This window comes from Mesorhizobium sp. SEMIA396 (assembly GCF_024518615.1).
In the GTDB taxonomy this organism is placed as follows: domain Bacteria; phylum Pseudomonadota; class Alphaproteobacteria; order Rhizobiales; family Rhizobiaceae; genus Mesorhizobium.
The window spans coordinates 563,825-582,994 of the sequence record NZ_JANIFC010000002.1; the positions used below are offsets into that span (position 1 = coordinate 563,825).

The window sequence follows — 19,170 nt, forward strand, 5'->3', positions numbered from 1 at the left end:
TTGTCGAAGTCGGCAACGGCGTATCGCGTTGCACAAACGGCTTCAAGCGGAGATTGCGGAGGGGATTGATGCAAATCGGTTGAAGGTGATCTCCCCCCTCGAGGGGAGATGTCGCCGAAGGCGACAGAGGGGGTCGGTTCGACCGGGCGTGACCTCTTATCGCCGCCGGAAGAGGCTGGCGCCCCACGCCTGCTGCCATCTCCCCTCAAAGGCGGGGGATTCTTGCGAAGGAGGACCCCCACCCTAGCCCCCCCACAAGAGGGAGGGAACGCTGCCGCGCGCCTTTAAAATTCTTCTTTGGCGCCGAAAAGACAGGCGATTTGCCTAGGTAAGCGCCGACGGAGATCTCCCTCCCCCTTGTGGGGGTCCGAAGGACGGGCGAGACCCGTGGCTCGCCCCGGCAAGTTAGGGGTGGGGTTCGTGCCGGGCAGACATCTCAGGAATACCATTCGATAGGCCAGCCGAGGCCGGTTACGCGCCGGTGGTCGCAAGCTCCCGCAGGGCCAGCCGGCCCGCGACATAATTCTTGACCTGGCGGACGGCCTGTTCGCGCGAGACGCTGCCCGGTTGCAGGCCGAGCCGCAGCCAAAGCCCGTCGATCAGCGCCGTGACGCCAAGCGCGATGTCGTCGGCATCCGCCGGCGAGGCGAGGCCGTGCAGGCCCGACAACAGGTTCGAGCGCATGCGCGCATGGATCACCCGCTGGATACGGGCCATCTTCTCGTCGCGCGGCACCTCGGCGCAGAGCGACAGCCAGGCATGGCACAGAGGCGGCTGGAACAGATGCTCCTCGAAATTGCCCTCGATCACCGCATCCATGCGCTCCATCGGCGTACGCGCCCGGCGAAGCCGCGCGATCACCGCCTGGCACAGGACGGCATTGGCTTCGCGCATCGCGTGCTCGAACAGTTCCTGCTTGTTGCGGAAATAGTGCAGCACGATGCCTTTGGAGGCACCTGCCTGAGCGGCCACTTTTTCCAGGGTCGCGCCGGCAATGCCCTCGCGCTCCAGAACCACGAAGGCCGCCTGCCGCAGCTCCTTGCGGCGTATCTCACTGAGACGCTTGAGTTTCACGGGATTGGTCCATGCATTTCGAATCCACGTTGACATTTTCGTCCGCTCAGATCAAGAATTGACCCATGGGACAATAAAAAAACCGATTGGTCAATTTCACGAATGAGGAGAACCGAAATGTTGCGCATCCTTGCAAACGGCGTCTGTTTGGCCGCCCTCATGTTGGCCTCTCATGCGGCCCAGGCGGCCGAGGCCGAAGAGTGCAGGACGGTCCGCATGGCCGAACCCGGCTGGAACGACCTTGCCTTCACCACGGGGGTCGCCAACGTCCTGTTGGAGGCGCTCGGCTATCAGCCGCAAAGCCAGGTGCTCGGCATCAACGTCATCTACGAGGGCATGAAGAACAGGGACCTCGACCTGTTCCTGGGCTACTGGGATCCGGCCATGGTCACCTATTACGAGCCCTACAAGAAGGACGGCTCGGTCGAAAATGTGCGCGTCAATCTCGTGGGCGCCAAATACACCTTCGCCGTTCCGACCTACGCCTGGGATGCCGGCGTCAAGGACATTTCCGACCTGCACAAATTCGCCGACAAGTTCGGCAAGAAAATGTACGGCATCGAGCCCGGTTCAAACCAGTTGATGATGGACGCCATCGCCGATCCCGCCTTTGGCCTGGACGGCTGGCAAGTGGTCGAGTCCAGCGAAGCCGGCATGCTTTCCGAGGTCGGCTACGAGATCAAGGAAAAGCAGTTCATCGTCTTCCAGGGCTGGGCGCCGCATCCGATGAACACGATGTACGACTTCAAGTACCTGACCGGCGGCGACAAGTTCTTCGGCCCGAACTTCGGCGCCGCGACGGTGACGACGCAGGTGCGCAAGGGCTATCTCGAGCAATGCCCGAACGTCGCGCAATTCCTCAGGAATCTCGCCTTCGACATCGATTTCGAGAATGTCGGCATGGGCTATCTGATCAATGACGGCATGAAGCCGGAGGACGGCGCGCTGAAGGCAATCACGGCCAACAAAAGCCGCCTCGACGCCTGGCTCGCCGGCGTCACCACCTTCGACGGCCAACCCGGCCTCGCCGCGGTCAAGGAAAAGCTCGGTCTGTGAGAGCGGCGGTGCTTGATGCTTTGCCGGAGCAGGGCGCCTGGTCCGGCCGCAAGCAATTCGTCACTGTCGGCGATCTCGACATCGCCTATGTCGAGGTATCAGGCGCCGAGCCGGCACTGCTGTTGGTGCACGGCTTCACCGACACCAGCCGCAGTTTTTCGCTTCTGGCGCCATATCTGGCCGGCCGTCGTCTGATCATGCCGGATCTGCGCGGCCACGGCGCCTCGCAGGCTGGCAAGAACTGCGGCATCGCCGATCTTGCCGATGATATGGCCGGGCTGATCCAGAGTTTACAACTCGACCGACCGGTCGTCGTCGGCCATTCGCTGGGCGCCATGGTGGCTGTCGCTTTGGCTGCGGGGCACAAGGAGTTGATCGGCGGGCTGGTGGTCCTGGCCGGCACGTTGAAGCCCGATTTCGCGCCGGGTCATCCGCTGGTGGTGAGCGTCGAGGCCCTGCGCGACCCGATATCGCCGACCGATCCGTTCTATGCCTGGTGGCATGCCTGTCGTACCGACGTGCCAGCAGCCTTTCTCGCCGGCTTGGCGCAAGAGGCCTCGGCGATGCCGACCCCGCGCTGGCGCGCGATTCTCGAGGAAATCCGCCGCGCCGACCTGACCGACTCGGCACGAGTCGTGCAGGCCCGGACGCTGATCATCGCCGGCGCCTGCGACCCGCTGTTCGGCGCGGCGCACCAGCAGGCGTTGCAATCCGCTCTTGCCGAAGCCGTCTTCGTTCGGGCTGAGAGTTGTGGCCACAACCCGCATTGGGAAGATCCGGTCCTTGTCGCAAAGGCGATCATCGAGGCATTTGAAGTCTAACGCCCGACCAATGATTGCGATGTGGGCAACAGCCGCAAAGTCTCCGTTTGTTTGGTCAGGCCGAGCTGCGCGGCCTGCCAAAAATCCTGCCATGCCGGAGAAGCGGCGAGGGCGGCCTGGTGGCGGGCATGCGCCTCGGTGCTGGCAAAACCCATGACGCTGATGAAGACGTTTTCATCAGCCCGTACCGGCAGGCGCGGAAAACTGTTTTCGGCATGCTCGGTAACGAAAGCGGCGAGCAGGCGTGCGTCGGCCGTCATCAGGCACGCCGTCTCAGTCTCGAAGCGAGTGGCGAAATCAGCCTCTGTGCCGGGCTGCAAATGATGAATCTCGATGACAACGATGCCGGTCAGCGGTTTGTTTTGAATGGGCTTTTCGTCATCGGCCAGGCTTGGCCGCTGCTTGCCCGCGAGGTCGAAGCCGGCGGCGGGCCACGCCGGCTTCAGCAGCAGCACATCGTCGGAATCGATCATCGTTGCGTTGGCCGCATCGCTGTGCGCCGCCCAGACCGGCCCGCCATAAAAAGCGGCGAGAGCATTTTTCCGCGCATCCATGCCGTCGAAGCCGCGCATCCAGACGAACATGTCAGGCCGATCGAGGTCCCGGAACTGGCCGATGATGGTCATGCCGGCGTCCTCCTGGCCCTCGATCAGCCTGCCGTCGAAGATGCCGATGAGCGTGTCGCGCCGGCCAGGCTTCAGCGTGTATTGCCGAAGCTCGACGACAGGCGAAGCGAGCGCTGAGGGTTTCGTCGCGACGTTCTGGGGCAGGTTCATCCGACATTCTCCAAAACAGGGTGATCGTCCTGTTTTGTAAAACAGACCGGTTGTCCTGTTTTGTCAACATGCTAAAGTTCGGCAATGTCAGCAGAGATGACCGTCCAGCCAAAACCGCGCCCGGGAAAACGCACCAACGACCCTGAAGGCATGCGCAAGAAAGTGCTCGATGTCGCCGAGGATGCGTTCCAGGCGCGCGGCTATCACGCCTCCAGCATCGGCGACCTGATGGCGGCGGCTGATGTCAGCGGCGGCGCGCTGCATCACCACTTCCCGACCAAGAAGGCGCTGGCGCTGGCTGTGATCGACGAGCGTGTGGCGGCAGCGGTCGAAGAGACATGGATCGCGCCGGTGCTGGCGGCGGCATCGGCGCGCGAGGGCGTGCGCGCCGTGTTCGAGGCCGTGGCGGCGGAACTGGAGCAGCAGGGTTTCGTGCGCGGCTGCCCGCTCAACAATCTGGCGCACGAACTGTCGCTTGCCGATCCCGATTTCCGCCTTGCCCTTGCCGGTATCTTTGCCGGGTGGCGGCGCGCGATTGCCGACAAGCTGCGTGCCGACCAGCAGGCGGGCAAGGACGAGGGCACGGACCCCGAACGCTTCGCCGCGCTGACGGTCGCCGCCTATTCCGGGGCCATGTCGATGGCCAAGACGGCGCAGGATGCCGGTGTGCTGCGGGATTGCCTGGCGGGGCTGGAGCGCAGCGCGCCGTCGCCATCGCAGGGCGGATTGGCAGCCAGGCGACGCAACAGGATACTGCCACGGCCGAGAACCTCTTGACTTTGCGGCGCTGCGTTCTTCATCCGATGCCGGGCGAGGTGGGGAACGCCGGGCTCTGGTTCAGCTACTCGGCCAGCGGCTTGATCGTCTCGTAGCCGTTGACGGATTCCGAACCGGTGCCTTCATCGTAGCGCCGCGCGAGCGCGGCTTGCAGATCGGGCGCATAAAGGGCGGTGAATGAATCCAGCGTCTCGCCGTCGCCGTTCTTGAAGGTCTCCTTGACCGCCAGGACATTGTATTTGCAGTCGCCCAGACGGAATGTCTCCTTGCCCTTGACGACAAGGCTCAGCGTCTTTGTGCCCTTCGGCGGCTTGTTCGGCGACAACTCGACGAACTCTATCGTGGCCTTTGCCCCCGCCTTCAGCGGGAACAGCTTTCGCAGATCGGAAAACGGGATCATCGCCTGCCGGCCGGTGTCGCTGTCGCGAAACACCTCGATCAGGCCGGCGAACAGATATTGGGTTTGGGGCGATTGCGATTCGTAGGTGTTGGCAACCGACATCATCCCGCCGGCCACGGGCCGAAATTCGCTCTGGATGCCGGGTCTCGCCAGAACGAAACCCTTCCTGGCGGACTTGGCATCGACGCAACCGGCGGCATGCGCGGTGCTCGCGCACAACATCGCGGCCAGGATCATGCAGATAGCTGCGGCTTTCATTTTCGTCCTCCTCCGCTCGCGCAAGCGAGACATGCCAGACCCATGGCGTCATGTCGATGATGGCGCAGAGGCGCTGGACGACCGGCTGCTGTCCATGCTGAATCAGCAGATGATGAATCGCCTTTCGACTGGATCGTTTTCCCGACGCAACTTCCTGGTACAGGCTGCGGGATTTGCCGCGGCCGGCGCCTTGCCGCGGCCGGCCTTCGGCCAGACCGGGCAACGCGTCCAGGCGATCGACGCCACCTTCCTGTTCATCGCCGATGTCCATGCCTGCCGGATGGCGAGCGGCTTGAGTCCCAACTGCCTGCAGGAAGGCAAGACCGACGCCGCGCTGCTGCGCAACGTGGCGGTGCTGAATGCGCTTGGCGACAAGGACTGGCCGGCCGAGATCAATGGCGTCGCCACCGGCCTGCGTTCCGCCGGCAAGATAGGCACGCCGCTCGGCCTCGTCGTCGGCGGCGACGTCACCGACGATGGCGGCGGCCAGATCACGCAGCCGAGCGAGGGCACCCAACTGCTCCAGTTCAGCCAGCGCTACATCCAGGGCGTCGGCCCGGATCGCGTGCACATGCCGGTCTATGTCGGGCTCGGCAACCATGATCTCGACCAGAACGGGCCGCCGCACCATGTCGACTGGTACCGGCGCGAACTGCGCGACTATGTCGAGGTCAACCATCGCGCCGGCGTGTTCTTCAAGCCGCCGGTGCCGGCCACCGACTATGATGTCGACACCGACTGCTACTCCTGGGACTGGGGCGGCCTGCATCTGATCCAGACGCATCGTTTCGCCGGCGATACCGGCCACGGCGCCGAGAGCAGCCTGCCATGGCTGAAGCAGGACCTGGCGACCTATGCGGCGGACGGCCGTCCGGTCGTCCTGTTCCAGCATTATGGCTGGGACACTTTTTCGGTGGAACGCTGGGATGCCGCCAAGAGCGACTTCGATGATGACGGCACCGGTGCGCCGCATTGGTGGAGCGAGGCCGACCGGCAGGCGTTGCTGGCGGCGCTGAAGGGCTACAATGTCGTCGGCATTTTCCACGGCCACCAGCACGAAACGCCGCTGATCTATCGCAGGGACGGGATCGACCTGTTCAAGCCGAAGGCTGCCTATATGGGCGGCTTCGCGCTGGCCAGGGTGACCAGCGACGGCATGGACGTGGTGCTGGGCGAGGCGACCGGCGATCATGGCGAGGTTGCCTTCACCAATGCTTTCAGCAAGGGCTGGAGCACATGAAAAAGGCGGCCTTCGCGGCCGCCTTTCCCTCGATAAAGCGCGTTTCTCGATGTCGGATCAGAGCGCCTTCTTGACCTTGTCCTTGACGTCGCCATAGGCCTTCTGCACCTTGCCGGCGATCCGGTCGCCCGTGCCTTCGGCCTGGGTCTGCCTGTTGCCGGTCGCCTTGCCCGCGGCTTCCTTGACCGAGCCTTTGACCTGCTTGGCCACGCCCGCAACCTGATCCTTGTTCACCATTTTTGCGCATCTCCTGGGATTTTTGAATTCAGGGGAATTCATTTGCGGGTAGCTAACGAGCCGGCGTCGGTTAGGTTCCAGGCGTCGCCCGGACGGCAGATCAGGTCGCGCGGCCGCCGCCTTGGGGCAAGGCTGGTGGGCTAGGCTGTGAACACACGTCGACCATGGATATTGGATGGCCGAGCGTGCGGGGAGAAAAATGGCAGAATTTACGCTCTATATCGGCAACAAGTGTTTCTCCTCATGGTCGCTGCGGCCATGGCTGGCGATGAGGCATCTGGAGATCCCGTTCGAGGAAGGTTTCGTGCGGCTGCGCACGCCTGAAACCTTTGCCAATCTGGCGAAAGTGTCGCCGACAGGTCAGGTGCCGGTGCTGAATCACAGTGGCAAGATCGTCTGGGAAACCCTTGCCATCCTTGAATATCTCGCCGACCTGTTTCCCGAAAAAAAGCCCTGGCCGGCCGATATCGACGCCCGTGCGCTGGCGCGTTCGGCTGCGACCGAGATGCATTCCGGCTTTCGCGAGGTTCGCTATGGCTGGCCGATGAATTTGCGTCGGCCCAAGGCCCACAAGCCGCTCGACGCCGAGGGCGAGGCGCAACGCGCCCGCATCGAGGCGCTGTGGCGCCAGTGCCGGGAAAAATACGGCAAGGGCGGCCCGTTCCTGTTCGGCCACTTCACCGCGGCCGATGCCATGTATGCGCCTGTCGTCACCCGTTTCGACACCTATGGCGGCACGCTGGCGCCGGATACGCGCGCCTATGTCGACGCCGTGCTGGCAACGCCGGCGATGCGCCACTGGTATGCCGAGGCGGCCAGGGAGACGTGGCCGGAACCCGGTCCGGACGAATAGGATCCAAACGAAAACGCCCCTCGCACCTTTTATCGTGCGGGGGGCGTCTTTGCCATCAACTGTTATTCGATTGCTCTCATGAACTGCTGATGACACCGAATAAATGCGCGTCTGCGCAGATGGTTCCTGGATGCCGGAAAACTTTTCTCAAGTTGGCGCAAGCGCGCTGTTTGGCGTCCGATTTGCCGTCATGCAAGGTTTTTGGCCAGGTGGTTTGGGAGAATTCCGCAGCTGTGGCTTTATGCAAATTTGACAGCGCGCCAAAAGAAGCCTATAAGCAAATCGTCGATATTTGTTTGACTGACTTTTGTTATCCGCGCTTTCGAGCGCGCCTTTGACGAACTTCCCACATCAAAAATCGGGACAAACGAACGTTGTGCATCCGCATGGCGTCGAATGAATATTTGCCATGGAAAGGGTTCGTCATGAGCACCGGCACAGTTAAATGGTTCAACGCCACCAAAGGTTTTGGTTTTATTCAGCCTGACGACGGCTCGGCCGACGTTTTTGTCCACATCTCGGCCGTAGAGCGCGCCGGCATGCGCGACATCGTCGAGGGCCAGAAGCTCGGCTACGAGATGGTCCGCGACAACAAGTCGGGCAAGATGTCCGCCGACCAGTTGAAGGCGGCCTGAAAAAAGAATTCAGCTCTCCCGGTGACCACGGATGTACTGGCACCGGTGAGTGGCGAATTCGGGCGCATGGCCGCGGAGACCTGAGTTTCCACGGCATATCATGCGCATGAGAAGGGCGTTCGTGCATCCCCGGGTGCATCCTTTTTGGATGTCATCTGGTTGCGCGGCGCTCCATGAAGGTCAGGCGGTGCCTGGCCTTTTTCATTTTGCGCGCCTTGCCGCCGAAAGTGCGCTGCGCGCCGGCCTGGACGTGCTAAGGGACGCTCCAGCAATTTGAATTCGCCGCGCGTATTGCTTTGTGCGTGATCCTGACCGAAGACCCGGTCTCGCTCCATCGGCACAGGCTCCTGACAGGAGAAAGATTTGACCACCAGTTCAAAGACAACCGTCGATCAGGCCGTGTCCCTGTTCAGCAAGACGCAAACCCAGTCGATGTCGCTCAACCGCATCAATTCCGAGCGCGACGCCGTCAGCGAGGCACGTGAAGCCAAGACCGCGCGTCTGCGCGAATTGCGGCTGGAGAAGGAGGCCGACGAGATGGCCGCCGCCGCCGCGCTAGCCGCTTTGCCGAAGCGGGCCGGAAGACGCTGATGGCTACCAAACGCGTACCGCCAACACCGATCGCCGCCGACGCAACCATTGCCGATATGGTCGAAGGCCTCGACAAGCCGGTCGAATTCGTCCGGCGTGTGCTGGAAAAGCTCGAACGCTGCAAGCGTGCCCACGGTGATGCCCAGGTGCGCGTCGGCGTGCGTGGCCGCGCCGAATGCCCGAACTACCTGATCGAATATGTCCGCGAAGACGCCAAGACCCATGAGCGGGTGACTTATCAGGACGCCGCCTACAGCGGCAGCACGCATCGCGAGCTGGCGGCCCATCACATCGAGGCGGTGAAAAACTGGTCGCCCGAGGAAATGAACATCACGGCCGTTTCGGCGCTGATCGGCCGCCTGCGCAATCCGCGCGCCCCATCATCGCGCTTCGCCGACGAGGACTGACATGGCCATAAAATTCTCCTCCAAGGATCAGACGGCAGCCTCGGGTGCTGCGGCAAAACCGGCCAAGCCGGTTGCCGCGCCGAAAGCCGGCGACGCCACCGAGGCCGCGACCGATCTGTTCAAGTCGCCGGCGGATTCGAAGGGCGAGACGGCTAAGAAGAAATAGCGCCTTGCCGCAAGACGCCGATCAAAACCCCGCCGCGCCGGGGCTGTCCGCCCTGGGGGCCGCCGCGAGCGTTTTGTCGTCGCAACACGGCACCTTCGATTGCCAAAGCTGCGGTGCCTGCTGTTCCTATTCGGCCGAGTGGCCGCGCTTTTCCACCGAGGATGACGCACAGCTCGACCGTATCCCGGAAAAATATGTCGCATCTGACCTGTCAGGCATGCGCTGCGAGGGCGTGCGCTGCTCGGCGCTGTCCGGCGAGATCGGCAAGTCGACCGCTTGCGGCATCTACGACGTCCGGCCGGATGTCTGTCGCGCCTGCATGCCCGGCGACGAGGAGTGCCTGATGGCACGCCAGGCGCTCGGGTTACCGGTGTAGCCAATCTCCAATCGCCTCCGCTTGTGCGCCGACCCGCAGCCCGATACCTTCCTGGTTGGGTAGGGTGCCGGAGGAACCATCGTGAGCATCGAATTTCTGTTGACGTCCCTGATTGTCGTGGCTTCGCCCGGCACCGGCGTTCTCTACACGCTGAGCGCCGGCCTCTCGCGCGGTGCGCGAGCCAGCGTCATCGCCGCCTTCGGCTGCACGCTCGGCATCATCCCGCACATGGCCGCTGCCATCACTGGCCTGGCGGCGCTGCTGCACACCAGTGCGCTCGCCTTCGAGACGCTGAAATATCTCGGCGTCGCCTACCTGCTCTACATGGCCTGGAACACACTCAAGGAAAATGGTGGCCTCAGCGTCGACCAGGATGTGACGCCGCGTTCGGCCGGCAAGGTGATTGCCACCGGCATCCTCGTCAACGTGCTCAATCCGAAACTTTCGATCTTCTTCTTCGCCTTCCTGCCGCAATTCGTCAGCACCACGGAGCCCAACGCGCTGTCGAAGATGCTGGAGCTGAGTTCCGTCTTCATGCTTTTGACCTTCGTGGTTTTCGTCGGCTACGGCATCTTCGCCGCCTCGATCCGCAGCCACGTCGTCTCGCGGCCAATGGTGTTGACCTGGATGCGCCGGACTTTCGCCGGCGCCTTCGTCATGCTTGGCGCGAAGCTGGCGCTGGCGGATCGGTAGAGCCACGGGGAGCGGCTCAGTCTTGCTGATCCGCTCGCCTTGTTGCGCTGTTCCGGGCGATGCCCTTTGGGAAATTGCTCGGGCGCGCTACCCCTTCACATAGCCCATCGCTTCGACGATCCGCCCGTCGGTCACGCGCATGAGGTTGACGCCGCGCAGCGAATTGCCGTCGGCCATGAAATAGCGCCAGCGGATCGTTGCCCGGTCGCCGGCAACGAAGGTTTCCTCGACATCGAAGCGCGTGCCGGCCTGAGTCGCGATCGCCGTCCAAAGCCCGACGCACGCCGCTTGTCCGGCAAAACGAGCGCCGTCCGGCGCCGGCGCGGTGTTCTCGATCACGCAATCCTCAGCCACCAGTTCGGCGAGTGCCGAGGGATCATGGCGTTGGAATACGTCGTTGTAGCGCCGCATGATCTCGGCCGTCTGCTGGGACAGATCGTACGCGGTTGCGTCCATGACAAGCTCCTGTGTCATCTTCTTCCTCCTGGCTTCATTGGCCTTTGGTGGCTTCAACGAGCGTTGCCTTGAGGGTGATCTGAGACACGCCGGCAAGGGCCCGCGAGACGAGGCAGCCCGCCTTGGCGGACTGTGCAAGGCGCTCGAATTCATCTGCGGCGAGTCCTGCGGCCTCCACCTCGGTTTCGAGTTCGATACGGGTGATCGTCGGCCCGGCCGCGGTCGCGCCGAGATGCACCTTGGCGATCGTGTGGATATTGCGGGCAACATGGCCGGCGCCGCCCAGTATGGCGCTCAGCGCCATCGAGAAGCAGCCTGCATGCGCTGCGGCGATCAGCTCTTCCGGGTTGGTGCCCGGACCGTTCTCGAAGCGCGACGGGAAGGAATAGGCGCCTTCGAAGACGCCGCTGCCGAGCCGCAGCCGGCCCGCCCCTTCCTTCAGCGTGCCTTGCCATTTGGCCGAGGCTTCACGAATTGTCATTGTCGTTCTCCCTTGGTTTGAGGACTTGATGGGTCAGGCGCCGTCGATGATCACCTTCCCGAAGACGTCGCCCTGCTGGAAATAGCGGTAGGCATCGCCGGCCTCGGTGAAGGCGAAGACCTTGTCGATGACGGGCCGCAGGCGATGCTGCGAGACGGCGCGCAGCATGGCTTCGAGATTGGTCCGGTTGCCGACGAACAGGCGGCTGATGGTGGCGAGGCTGCGCTGGTAGAGTGCCGCCGGCAACTGGATCGATCCGCCTTTCGCATCCTGCAGCGTCAAGAGCACGATGTGCCCGTAAAGCGTGCTGGCGATCAGCGACTGGGCGAAGGTCGCCGGGCCACCGGTCTCGATGACGAGATCGATGCCGCCGGTCTGGTCGCGGACGGTCGCGCCCCATTGCGGCATATCCGATGTCGAAATCACCAGGTCGGCGCCCAGCGCCCGCAGCCTGTCGGCTTTCTCACCGCGCGAGGTGACGGCGGCGACATGGCAGCCGAGCAGCTTGGCGAACTGCAGTGCAAAGAGCGAGACGCCGCCCGAGCCGACGACCAGAACCCATTGGCCGGGCTTCGGAATTCCGGCGCCCGTCACGGCATTCCAGCCGGTCAGGCCGGCACAGGTCAGCGTTGCCGCCTCATGCCAGTCGAGATGATCGGGCAAGCGCACCGCCCATTGTTCGTCGAGAACGGCGTATTCGGTCAGCATGCCATCCAGCGTGCAGCCGAGTTGGTCGACGAGGCCGGCATGGATGCGGCCGTCGATCCATCGGGGGAATAGCTGCCGGTCACGCGGTCGCCTACGGCAAAGCGGGTGACGGTATCGCCGATGGCGACAATGTCACCGGCCCCGTCGCTCAGCGGACGCCTTGGCGCGGCGGCAGCGGATAGGTGCCGTTGAGGATCATCGTATCGCGCCGGTTGAGCGAGGTGGCGCGAACGCGCGCCACGATCTCATGCGGCCTCGGCTCCGGCTGCGCCGTGTCGCGCAGCATCAGGGGTTCGGTCCCAGACCCTTCGAGACGGTAGCTCCGCATGTCGTTCTCCCGAGAAATATATAGACTGGTCTACATATTATGTAGACCGATTGTCATATTTTGCGCAAGGCCTATAATGATTCCTGCTGACAGAGGTTGACATGGCCAACGACACCCGCACCCGCATACTCGAGACGACTGGGCTGCTGCTCAGGCAGCGCGGCTATCACGGCACCTCGCTCAACGACATATTGAGCGCCAGCGGCGCACCGCGGGGCTCGCTCTATTTTCATTTTCCCGGCGGCAAGGACCAACTGGTCATCGAGGTGACGCGGGCCAGCGTTGCCGACGTGACGGAGAGGCTGGGCGAAGCGCTGGCTGCCGAAAAGTATCCGGCGGTGGCTGTCCATCATATCTACCAGTCGGTGGGACGCATGCTGGAAGACAACCAGTTTTCGCTCGGCTGTCCGATCGCGCCTGTCGTGCTGGACTCGCCCACCGACGTGCCGGAACTGGCGGAGTTGTGCCGCTCGGCCTTCGAACAGTGGATAGGCCTGCTGCGGGACGCCTTCGTCAGGGCAGGGGTGCCCGAGCGCCGCGCGCATGCATTGGCACTGCTGGTCGAATCGTCGCTGGAGGGGCTGATGGTGATCGCCCGCGCCACCCACGACCGCGCCCCGGTGCAGGCTGTGGCCGATGAGGTCGCAGCGCTGATCGAGCAGGCGGTGCTCGCTGGAGCAGGCCGCAATCGCGACACGGCGATTTCCGCGGCCGAGATACCATCATCGCCGGGGTCCTGATGTCGCGACGCGCCTGATGCCAGCGGAAACATTAGTTCAATGTCGCGCCAAGCGTTCCGCGCGGTGTGTCGCCCCAATTCAAGTCCTGGCAGTGCTATTAGTGAAGTAAACGTCCTGGCAGAACAAAAAGGGCGCCTTTCGGCGCCCTTTCCGTAAGCTTAGCCAGATTGGCTGGATTAGAAGTCCATGCCGCCCATGCCGCCCATGCCGCCGCCCATGCCGCCAGGCATGCCGCCGCCGCCAGCCGACTCCTTCTTCGGAGCCTCCGCGATCATGGCTTCGGTGGTGACGAGCAGGCCGGCGACCGAGGCCGCGTCCTGAAGAGCCGTACGGACAACCTTGACCGGATCGACGATACCCATGGCGATCATGTCGCCATATTCACCGGTCTGGGCGTTGTAGCCGAAGGTCGCGCCCTTGTTCTCAAGGATCTTGCCGGCAACGATCGATGCTTCCGCACCGGCGTTGGCCGCGATCTGGCGGGCCGGAGCCTGCAGCGCACGACGAACGATGTTGATGCCGGCGGCCTGGTCGGCGTTGACGCCGGTGGCCTTGATGTTGGCCGAAGCGCGCAGCAGGGCTACGCCGCCGCCTGCAACGATGCCTTCTTCGACGGCCGCACGGGTCGCGTTGAGGGCGTCATCGACGCGGTCCTTCTTTTCCTTGACTTCGACTTCCGTCGCACCGCCGACGCGGATCACCGCAACGCCGCCGGCGAGCTTCGCCAGACGTTCCTGCAGCTTCTCCTTGTCGTAGTCCGAAGTGGTCTCTTCGATCTGCTGCTTGATCTGGGCAACGCGGCCCTGGATCTCGGCCTTCTTGCCGGCGCCGTCGACGATGGTGGTGTTCTCCTTGGAGATCGACACCTTCTTGGCGCGGCCGAGCATGTTGAGGCCGACGTTCTCAAGCTTGATGCCGAGGTCTTCCGAGATGACCTGGCCACCGGTGAGGATGGCGATGTCTTCCAGCATGGCCTTGCGGCGATCACCGAAGCCCGGCGCCTTGACGGCAGCGATCTTCAGGCCGCCACGCAGCTTGTTGACGACCAGCGTGGCCAAAGCCTCGCCTTCGACGTCTTCCGAGATGATGAGCAGCGGCTTCGAGGTCTGCACGACGGCTTCGAGAACCGGCAGCATGGCCTGAAGGTTGGACAGCTTCTTCTCGTGCAGGAGGATGTAGACGTCCTCGAGCTCGGCAACCATCTTGTCGGCGTTGGTGACGAAGTAGGGCGAGAGGTAGCCGCGGTCGAACTGCATGCCTTCGACGACTTCGAGTTCGGTCTCGGCGGTCTTGGCTTCCTCAACCGTGATGACGCCTTCGTTGCCGACCTTCTGCATCGCTTCCGCGATCATCTTGCCGACCGACTCGTCGCCATTGGCCGAGATCGTGCCGACCTGGGCGACTTCCTCGGAGGTCTTGATCTTCTTGGCAGCCTTGCCGAGCGCGCCGACGACTTCGGTCACGGCCAGATCGATGCCGCGCTTCAGGTCCATCGGGTTCATGCCGGCGGCAACGGCCTTGTGGCCTTCCTGGACGATCGACTGTGCCAGAACGGTTGCGGTCGTGGTGCCGTCGCCGGCGATGTCGTTGGTCTTCGAAGCAACTTCGCGGACCATCTGCGCGCCCATGTTCTCGAACTTGTCTTCAAGCTCGATTTCCTTGGCGACGGTGACGCCGTCCTTGGTGATGCGCGGGGCGCCGAACGACTTGTCGATGACGACGTTGCGGCCCTTGGGGCCGAGCGTGACTTTCACCGCGTCGGCGAGGATGTTGACGCCGCGCAGCATGCGCTCGCGGGCATCACGGGAGAATTTTACGTCTTTGGCAGCCATTTTTAGCTCCTGGCAGGGGCTTTGATCGAGCCCGGGAATTCAGTTGACGGGGAAAGGCCTGATATCAGCCGATGATGCCCATGATGTCGGATTCCTTCATGATCAGAAGGTCTTCGCCATTGAGCTTGACTTCGGTGCCCGACCACTTGCCGAACAGGATGCGGTCGCCGGCCTTGACGTCCAGCGGGACCAGCTTGCCAGCTTCGTCACGAGCGCCGGAGCCGACAGCGATGATCTCGCCTTCCTGCGGCTTTTCCTTTGCCGTGTCGGGGATGATGATCCCGCCAGCGGTCTTGGATTCGGATTCGACCCGGCGAACGACCACGCGGTCATGAAGCGGGCGGAACTTCGACTTTGCCATTTTTTCTTCCTCGATGAGAACGGTGAGAAACAGTTCCTCCATCCGGCGGCGCCGGACATGTGGTTAGCACTCACCAAAGGCGAGTGCTAACGTGGCGCTGAAATAGGCTGGCGGCGCGCCGGAGTCAAGGCGCTCGGAGCGCCTCTTGGCGGCATGATGATGAACTTACCGGTGCCTGGCCGAACCGAGTACCAGAAGCGGGCACCGTTCGGCCAGCGGATAGCTGCCGCTCGGCACGACGCGCACTTCGCCGAACCAGTTGGCGGCCTCTTCGATCAGCGTGGCCAGCGTCGCGAAACTGTAGCTTATGTCCGAGCCGGCATAGACGTCGATCGTGTTGATCGAGCTCATGCTCCACCCCGTCCTTGCGGCAAGAGCTTCGCGGTCTGGGAACAGTCTGCCGAACGTATCGCGGATCGTTGCCACCTTGATGGCGAAATCGGGGTCGTTCGTCGTGGACGCCATCGCGATCCGCCATTTGAGCGCGTGGAAATTCTCGACCCCGCCGGCCAGAACCAGAGCTTCGATGCCGCGCAGATCATCTGCCGTTTCCGGTCGTGCGAAGACGCGGATCGCTGCGCGCCTGCCAGGCTTCAGTACCCTGGCGACCTCGCCAAACAACGAACTGCGCGCCGCCTGGGAATCGACCGCCGACAGGCATCCGTCGCCGATGACGGCGTCGATGCTTGCGTGATCCACGGGCAGGTTAAGCCAGTTGCCGGCGATTGCCCTTCGCGAGCCGTCGTCGCCGGCCCATACGCCGGAAATCATGGCCGCCGACTGGTCGACCGCCAACATCGACTTGCCCAGAATTGCCAATTCCGGGGTCACCCCCAAGAGGAGGACATCGGCATTTCCAAGATCAAGTTCGCGATCGAATATAGCGACGGTTTCCGCTGTTGGCCGGAGCGGCGCTTCCAGAAGTTTCCAATGGCGGTGGTAATCGTCCCAATGATTTGTCATGCAATTTATTGGCCCCTGGACGCCTGGATTTGGATACCCGCCGGGGCTTAATAGAGGTCGTCGGACAAGCCAAGACATTTCAAGAATTTACAGACGGTCCAAGAGGTAGATAGTGGCGCGCATCGTTGTGATAACGCACGAGCATGACAGGTTCCTGGGCAGGCGCGACATCCTGCTGCGCAGGAGCAGCCCATACATGCTGTTCGACATTCTTGCGGAATTGAAAAGGCGCGGCCACTCGGTTCAGGTTCAGCAAGGCCTGTCGAAGCCGGTCAGCGGCGATATGGCGGTATTGCATGTCGATGCCACGGTGACGCCCACGGACTATGTCGACTACGCCCGGAGTTTTGCCTTCTGCCTCAACATCGGCGCCGCCGACATATCCAAGCGGCGGATCAGCGGCGCATTGGTCGACAGAACCGACAGCTGGCAAGGTCAGGTGATCGTCAAAAGCAATCTCAACAATCGGGGTATTCCGGAGACGCTCCTCAACCGGCGATCCGAGCGTGCCGGGAAACAGCAGCCGTTTCCGCGCTTGCCAGCCTTGCATCCTTATGAGGTCCATGGATCTCTCGGCGACGTTCCAGATGGCGTCTTTGATTGCGACGATCTCGTCGTGGAAAAGTTCATTCCGGAGAGAGAACCCGACGGTTTTGCTGTTCGTTTCTGGGTGTTTTGCGGAGAGCGCGAGCGCTGCACCCGCTACGTCTCCCCGAACGGCCTGGTCAAGGCATCAGAGACGATCCGGCGCGAGCCCGTCCCGGTGCCCGACGAATTGCGTGAGCGTCGGCGTGAACTCGGCTTTGACTATGGAAAATTCGATTTCGTCATGCATGAGGGCAGGGCCGTCCTCCTCGACGCAAACAAGACTCCCGGCCGTCCGCAAAACCTCGTCAAGATGTTCGCGGCCGGCGCTTCCGATCTGACTCACGGCTTCGAAGGCCTCATCCATCGGGCGAAATAGGCGCGGCTGAGATCGCCGCGGACGCCCTAGAGAAACAGTCGCAGCTGCGTGTGAATGATAGACCGGTAATCCTCGATGGTCTGGCGGCTTTCCGCTTCGCCCTCGGCGAGCGCCAGGCGCACCACGCCGCCGGCGAGCTGGAAGATCAGCAGGACCATGCGTTCGAACTGCTCGCGCCTCTCGGGCTCGAGCAAGGCGATGACGTGGTCGCAGAACATTTGGGCCTGGTGTCGGGTTTCGGCGATGTCGAGGTTTTTGAGCGCCTTGTCGGCCTGGATGGCGTTCTGCAGATCCTGGATGGCCGGATCGCCGGCGACACGGCTGAGATAATCATCGAGCAGCCGGTCAGCGGCCACGATCACGTCGTTCGCCTCGCGGATTTCGGCGATGATCGTGGTCAGCCGTGCCCGGCTGACCTCTGAAAACCGCTCATAGAGCATCGCCAGGATCGCCGATTTGTTGGGAAAATAGTGGTAGACGGTGGCGATCGGCCCGCCCGCCAGCATGCCGACTTCCTTCATGGTGACGGCGTCGATACCCTTTTCCCCGATCAGCCGCATGGTCGTCGACAGGATCGCGTCGATGCGCTCGCGGCTGCGTTCCTGCTTGGGCCTGCGCCTCGGCTCGGTCGCCATTCTCTTCAATTCCGTCATGCACCGATCTTTCGCACGGCTTCCCAAATTCCGGTTGACAAGAAAATATGATCAAGTATCAGTTTCTGAAATACTGACAGGTTGTCAGCTTTTTTGCCGCACGGCAAGGACGTTGGGAGGCGCCTTTGGCTTCGACAGATACCGGCCACGCAGGCAGTGGCGACTGGCTGGTCGGCAATCCGACCGGCTGGCAGCTCGCCTCGGCCTTGTGGATCGGTTCGGTCGGCCTGCTCATCCTCGGCCTGCAGCCGGTGCTGCTCGGAGCTCTCTACACCGAAGGCCATGTCAGCGGCGACGAACTGGCGCTGGTCGCCACAGCCGAGATGATCGCTATTGCCATCGGTTCGGCTGTCGTGGCGATGCTGCTTTCGGCGCACCACATGCGCTGGAAAAGTGCCGTCCTTCTGCTGCTGCTGGCGCTGGTCAATGTGTGGACGGCCTATGCCGCGAGCACCAGCACGCTGATTGCGGCCCGCGCCCTGGCCGGGCTCGCCGAGGGCGGTCTGGTCGCCATCGCCACCGAACTGATCGCCCGCTCGCGGCGCGCCGAGCGCATCGGCGGCTATTTCGTCACCATGCAGACGCTGGCGCAATGCGCGCTCGCCCTGTTGCTGGCGCTCTATGTCATCCCGGCCGCAGGGGCGTCGGGCGGCTTCATCGTTCTTGCCGTCGTCTGCGTCGTGTCGCTGGTGGTCGCCTTCACTGTTCCCGGTGACTATGCCGACCTGCCCAAGGAGGAGAACCTGGTCAATGTGCTGACGCTTCCCTCGACGACCGCGCTGCTGTCCGTCTTCTGCTATTTCATGTTCTTCGGCGCGGTCTGGGCCTTTCTGGAACCGCTTGGCGCACAGTATGGCATCGATGGCCGCACCGTCGGCCTGATCGTCTCGGCCAGCCTCGCCGTGCAGGTCCTGGGTGCTATGACGGCCACCGTGTTCGAGGCGCGCATCGATTATCGCCTTGCCATCGCGGCGATCGGCGTCGTCGCGCTTGTCAGCTCCCTGGTTCTTGCCAGTAGCCCTGGCCTGACAACGTTCTGGGTCGCTGCCTTGGCCATGGGCTTTATCCTGCTGTTCATCGTGCCCTACCAGATACGTCTGGCGATCACCGCCGACGAGACGCGGACCGCTGTGCTGCTGGTGCCGGCAGCCCAGCTTTTCGGCCTGGCGATCGGGCCGATCGCGGCGTCGCTGCTCATCGATGGCAAGGATTTCCGGCCGGTGCCGGAATTCGCCGCCGCCAGCGCGGTCGCCAGCGTGGCGCTGCTCGGTCTCTTCGTCCTTGTGTCGCGTCACCGTCGTGCGGTTGCCTGAGCGGGGAGGTG

Annotated in this window: 27 protein-coding genes; 14 read left to right on the forward strand and 13 right to left on the reverse strand. The window is 63.0% G+C overall.

Annotation, left to right across the window (positions count from 1 at the left end; all coding sequences use genetic code 11):
* Positions 1-471: 471 nt before the first annotated feature.
* The gene (gene betI, locus NP503_RS07655) at positions 472-1,110 is read right to left on the reverse strand and encodes a transcriptional regulator BetI (protein ID WP_127269334.1); all 639 of its coding nucleotides are present in this window, start codon (positions 1,108-1,110) and stop codon (positions 472-474) included.
* Between the two features lie 81 nt (positions 1,111-1,191).
* Between betI and choX the strand changes: the two genes are divergently transcribed.
* Together choX and NP503_RS07665 are read left to right on the forward strand one after the other, a co-directional pair.
* Entirely contained in the window at positions 1,192-2,130 is a 939-nt protein-coding gene (gene choX, locus NP503_RS07660) for a choline ABC transporter substrate-binding protein (RefSeq protein WP_127272782.1), read from the forward strand.
* Positions 2,131-2,138: 8 nt separating this feature from the next.
* Entirely contained in the window at positions 2,139-2,951 is an 813-nt protein-coding gene (locus NP503_RS07665) for an alpha/beta fold hydrolase (RefSeq protein WP_127269332.1), read from the forward strand.
* Here NP503_RS07665 and NP503_RS07670 read toward each other — a convergent pair.
* The gene (locus tag NP503_RS07670; protein WP_127269331.1) at positions 2,948-3,727 is read right to left on the reverse strand and encodes an NIPSNAP family protein; all 780 of its coding nucleotides are present in this window, start codon (positions 3,725-3,727) and stop codon (positions 2,948-2,950) included. The genes NP503_RS07665 and NP503_RS07670 overlap by 4 nt on opposite strands.
* A 96-nt stretch (positions 3,728-3,823) precedes the next feature.
* Here NP503_RS07670 and NP503_RS07675 point away from each other — a divergent pair, with 96 nt between their 5' ends.
* Positions 3,824-4,504: a TetR/AcrR family transcriptional regulator gene (locus NP503_RS07675; RefSeq protein ID WP_127269335.1), complete on the forward strand. Its 681-nt coding sequence runs from the start codon at positions 3,824-3,826 to the stop codon at positions 4,502-4,504.
* Between the two features lie 64 nt (positions 4,505-4,568).
* Here the strand turns inward: NP503_RS07675 and NP503_RS07680 are convergent, their stop codons facing one another.
* A complete protein-coding gene (locus NP503_RS07680; protein ID WP_127272746.1) occupies positions 4,569-5,162 on the reverse strand; it encodes a hypothetical protein in 594 nt (197 codons plus the stop codon).
* Between the two features lie 109 nt (positions 5,163-5,271).
* Here NP503_RS07680 and NP503_RS07685 point away from each other — a divergent pair, with 109 nt between their 5' ends.
* Positions 5,272-6,402 carry a metallophosphoesterase gene (locus NP503_RS07685; RefSeq protein ID WP_164752202.1) on the forward strand — a complete coding sequence of 377 codons (1,131 nt, stop codon included), beginning with the start codon at positions 5,272-5,274 and terminating at the stop codon, positions 6,400-6,402.
* Between the two features lie 57 nt (positions 6,403-6,459).
* Here the strand turns inward: NP503_RS07685 and NP503_RS07690 are convergent, their stop codons facing one another.
* Positions 6,460-6,639 (reverse strand): CsbD family protein, encoded by a 180-nt coding sequence (locus NP503_RS07690; RefSeq protein WP_027037831.1) that lies wholly within the window; start codon positions 6,637-6,639, stop codon positions 6,460-6,462.
* A gap of 199 nt (positions 6,640-6,838) precedes the next feature.
* Here NP503_RS07690 and NP503_RS07695 point away from each other — a divergent pair, with 199 nt between their 5' ends.
* From NP503_RS07695 to NP503_RS07725, 7 genes are all read left to right on the forward strand, one after another.
* A complete protein-coding gene (locus NP503_RS07695) occupies positions 6,839-7,492 on the forward strand; it encodes a glutathione S-transferase family protein (RefSeq protein ID WP_164749554.1) in 654 nt (217 codons plus the stop codon).
* A 425-nt stretch (positions 7,493-7,917) separates the two neighbouring features.
* Entirely contained in the window at positions 7,918-8,127 is a 210-nt protein-coding gene (locus NP503_RS07700; RefSeq protein ID WP_010915421.1) for a cold-shock protein, read from the forward strand.
* Between the two features lie 363 nt (positions 8,128-8,490).
* Positions 8,491-8,718, forward strand: a complete 228-nt coding sequence (locus NP503_RS07705) for a hypothetical protein (RefSeq protein ID WP_013532399.1) — start codon at positions 8,491-8,493, stop codon at positions 8,716-8,718.
* Positions 8,718-9,125, forward strand: coding sequence for a hypothetical protein (locus tag NP503_RS07710; RefSeq protein ID WP_013532398.1), 408 nt, complete (start codon positions 8,718-8,720; stop codon positions 9,123-9,125). The genes NP503_RS07705 and NP503_RS07710 overlap by 1 nt, the downstream gene beginning before the upstream one ends.
* Before the next feature lies 1 nt (position 9,126).
* Positions 9,127-9,291 (forward strand): hypothetical protein, encoded by a 165-nt coding sequence (locus tag NP503_RS07715; protein ID WP_127272632.1) that lies wholly within the window; start codon positions 9,127-9,129, stop codon positions 9,289-9,291.
* Between the two features lie 52 nt (positions 9,292-9,343).
* Positions 9,344-9,667, forward strand: coding sequence for a YkgJ family cysteine cluster protein (locus tag NP503_RS07720; protein WP_164749099.1), 324 nt, complete (start codon positions 9,344-9,346; stop codon positions 9,665-9,667).
* 81 nt (positions 9,668-9,748) lie between these two features.
* Positions 9,749-10,360: a LysE family translocator gene (locus NP503_RS07725; protein ID WP_127270585.1), complete on the forward strand. Its 612-nt coding sequence runs from the start codon at positions 9,749-9,751 to the stop codon at positions 10,358-10,360.
* A gap of 87 nt (positions 10,361-10,447) precedes the next feature.
* On the opposite strand, the gene NP503_RS07730 is transcribed toward NP503_RS07725, so the two are convergent.
* From NP503_RS07730 to NP503_RS07745, 5 genes are read right to left on the reverse strand one after another with little or no spacing between them, the layout of a single operon-like run.
* Positions 10,448-10,834: a nuclear transport factor 2 family protein gene (locus NP503_RS07730; protein ID WP_127270583.1), complete on the reverse strand. Its 387-nt coding sequence runs from the start codon at positions 10,832-10,834 to the stop codon at positions 10,448-10,450.
* Between the two features lie 16 nt (positions 10,835-10,850).
* Positions 10,851-11,297: an OsmC family protein gene (locus NP503_RS07735; protein ID WP_127270581.1), complete on the reverse strand. Its 447-nt coding sequence runs from the start codon at positions 11,295-11,297 to the stop codon at positions 10,851-10,853.
* 33 nt (positions 11,298-11,330) lie between these two features.
* Entirely contained in the window at positions 11,331-12,005 is a 675-nt protein-coding gene (locus NP503_RS07740) for an NAD(P)-dependent alcohol dehydrogenase (protein WP_236383101.1), read from the reverse strand.
* Positions 11,999-12,157 carry an alcohol dehydrogenase catalytic domain-containing protein gene (locus tag NP503_RS33375; protein WP_372958881.1) on the reverse strand — a complete coding sequence of 53 codons (159 nt, stop codon included), beginning with the start codon at positions 12,155-12,157 and terminating at the stop codon, positions 11,999-12,001. Before NP503_RS33375 ends, NP503_RS07740 begins: the two co-directional genes overlap by 7 nt.
* The gene (locus NP503_RS07745) at positions 12,154-12,333 is read right to left on the reverse strand and encodes a hypothetical protein (protein WP_236383100.1); all 180 of its coding nucleotides are present in this window, start codon (positions 12,331-12,333) and stop codon (positions 12,154-12,156) included. The genes NP503_RS33375 and NP503_RS07745 overlap by 4 nt, the downstream gene beginning before the upstream one ends.
* 101 nt (positions 12,334-12,434) lie before the next feature.
* On the opposite strand from NP503_RS07745, the gene NP503_RS07750 reads away from it, so the two are divergent.
* On the forward strand, positions 12,435-13,073 hold the full coding sequence (locus NP503_RS07750) for a TetR/AcrR family transcriptional regulator (protein WP_127272631.1): 639 nt from the start codon (positions 12,435-12,437) through the stop codon (positions 13,071-13,073).
* Between the two features lie 176 nt (positions 13,074-13,249).
* On the opposite strand, the gene groL is transcribed toward NP503_RS07750, so the two are convergent.
* The 3 genes from groL to NP503_RS07765 all read right to left on the reverse strand — a co-directional run bounded on the left by groL (position 13,250) and on the right by NP503_RS07765 (position 16,229).
* Positions 13,250-14,905: a chaperonin GroEL gene (gene groL / locus NP503_RS07755; RefSeq protein WP_127379092.1), complete on the reverse strand. Its 1,656-nt coding sequence runs from the start codon at positions 14,903-14,905 to the stop codon at positions 13,250-13,252.
* 64 nt (positions 14,906-14,969) lie between these two features.
* Positions 14,970-15,266 (reverse strand): co-chaperone GroES, encoded by a 297-nt coding sequence (groES, locus tag NP503_RS07760; protein WP_006203049.1) that lies wholly within the window; start codon positions 15,264-15,266, stop codon positions 14,970-14,972.
* Between the two features lie 165 nt (positions 15,267-15,431).
* Positions 15,432-16,229, reverse strand: coding sequence for a class I SAM-dependent methyltransferase (locus tag NP503_RS07765; protein ID WP_127269301.1), 798 nt, complete (start codon positions 16,227-16,229; stop codon positions 15,432-15,434).
* Positions 16,230-16,341: 112 nt separating this feature from the next.
* Here NP503_RS07765 and NP503_RS07770 point away from each other — a divergent pair, with 112 nt between their 5' ends.
* A complete protein-coding gene (locus tag NP503_RS07770; RefSeq protein ID WP_127269302.1) occupies positions 16,342-17,193 on the forward strand; it encodes a hypothetical protein in 852 nt (283 codons plus the stop codon).
* Positions 17,194-17,219: 26 nt separating this feature from the next.
* Here the strand turns inward: NP503_RS07770 and NP503_RS07775 are convergent, their stop codons facing one another.
* Positions 17,220-17,846, reverse strand: coding sequence for a TetR/AcrR family transcriptional regulator (locus NP503_RS07775; protein ID WP_164749009.1), 627 nt, complete (start codon positions 17,844-17,846; stop codon positions 17,220-17,222).
* Between the two features lie 125 nt (positions 17,847-17,971).
* Between NP503_RS07775 and NP503_RS07780 the strand changes: the two genes are divergently transcribed.
* Complete coding sequence (locus NP503_RS07780; protein ID WP_127269303.1) at positions 17,972-19,159, forward strand: MFS transporter; 1,188 nt, start codon at positions 17,972-17,974, stop codon at positions 19,157-19,159.
* Positions 19,160-19,170: the final 11 nt, after the last annotated feature.